The sequence below is a fragment of the Gordonia sp. N1V genome, assembly GCF_029269935.1.
Classification (GTDB): Bacteria; Actinomycetota; Actinomycetes; order Mycobacteriales; family Mycobacteriaceae; genus Gordonia; species Gordonia polyisoprenivorans.
The window spans coordinates 1-1,035 of the sequence record NZ_JARJDD010000065.1 but is presented as its reverse complement, the minus strand read 5'-3'; the positions used below and the strand labels follow the sequence as shown (position 1 = coordinate 1,035).

Genomic DNA, 1,035 nt, shown 5'->3' with positions numbered 1-1,035 from the left:
TGTTGAACGACTCGATGAACCCGTTGTTCCACGGCGTGCCGGGTGGAATGTAGGAGATCCCCACCGACCCTGCGCAGAACGCTTGGAGGGCCTCTGAGATGAACTCAGGCCCGTTATCCATGCGCAGCACCAGCGGCGGGCCACCCCAGATCGCGAACACCTTCTCCAACTCCTCGATCAACCGCTCGGCGGTGATCGAGCGGTCCACGATGTTCAGCAGCGACTGCCGGGTGTGCTCATCAACCATCGACGCGATCTTGACCTTCTTACCATCAACGGTCGAATCAAACTGAAAGTCCAATGCCCACACACTTTCGGTGCGTCAGCATCGATAATCGGCACCGAGGACTGCCCGGCGCGTTTGCGTCGCGGCGCACGCCGGACCTGCAATCCCTCTTCCTTCCACAGCCGATGGATCATCTTCTTGTTGATCTCGACCCCCTCGTCGAACCGCAGCCACGCCCAGGCTCGCCGGAATCCGTGGCGGGGATGTGTGCGGGCATAGGTCCGCAACTGTTCGCGCAAGCCGGCGTCCGGATCGGCGGGTGTCTGCGCCAGCGGCAGGCGCCGGTAGGTGGAGCGGGAAAGCCCAACAGCCTTGCACGCCAACCGTTCTGACATACCCATGGTGCTCTTGAGCATGTCGATGGCGGCGCGTTTGGCGGCCGGGCTCAGAATTTTCCCTTCGCCACCTCCCGCAGCGCATCCTTCTCCAACTCCGCCTCGGCCAGCAGCCGCTTGAGCCGGCTGTTCTGCTCACGCAGCTCCTTGAGCTCTTTGGCGGCATCGGCGTCCATGCCGCCGTACTGGCGGCGCCAGTTGTACAACGTGGCCGCCGACACCTCGAGCTCGCCGGCGATCTCCTCACCGGTCTTGCCTTCCGCGGCCAGCTCGTCAGCCCGGCGCAACTTGCGCACGATATCCTCCGCCGAGTGACGCTTGCGTCCTGCCATGTTCCTCATCGTCCCTTCTACGCCCTCACCAGGGCAATCAGGACTCTAAAACAAGCCGGACCGATCTACGGGGGACACGCCA

The 1,035-nt window shown here is 63.3% G+C and carries 2 protein-coding genes; both read right to left on the bottom strand.

Features of this window, described 5'->3' with window-relative positions:
* Positions 1–310 (bottom strand): DDE-type integrase/transposase/recombinase (locus tag P3L18_RS28125; protein ID WP_276116000.1); only part of this gene is annotated, 310 nt, incomplete at its 3' end.
* 361 nt (positions 311–671) lie between these two features.
* Positions 672–953, bottom strand: a complete 282-nt coding sequence (locus tag P3L18_RS28120; RefSeq protein WP_276115999.1) for a transposase — start codon at positions 951–953, stop codon at positions 672–674.
* Positions 954–1,035 lie beyond the last annotated feature (82 nt).

Coding starts and splice junctions, on each gene's coding strand:
- P3L18_RS28120 (WP_276115999.1), bottom strand. CDS start 953: ATGGCAGGACGCAAGCGTCACTCGGCGGAGGATATCGTGCGCAAGTTG.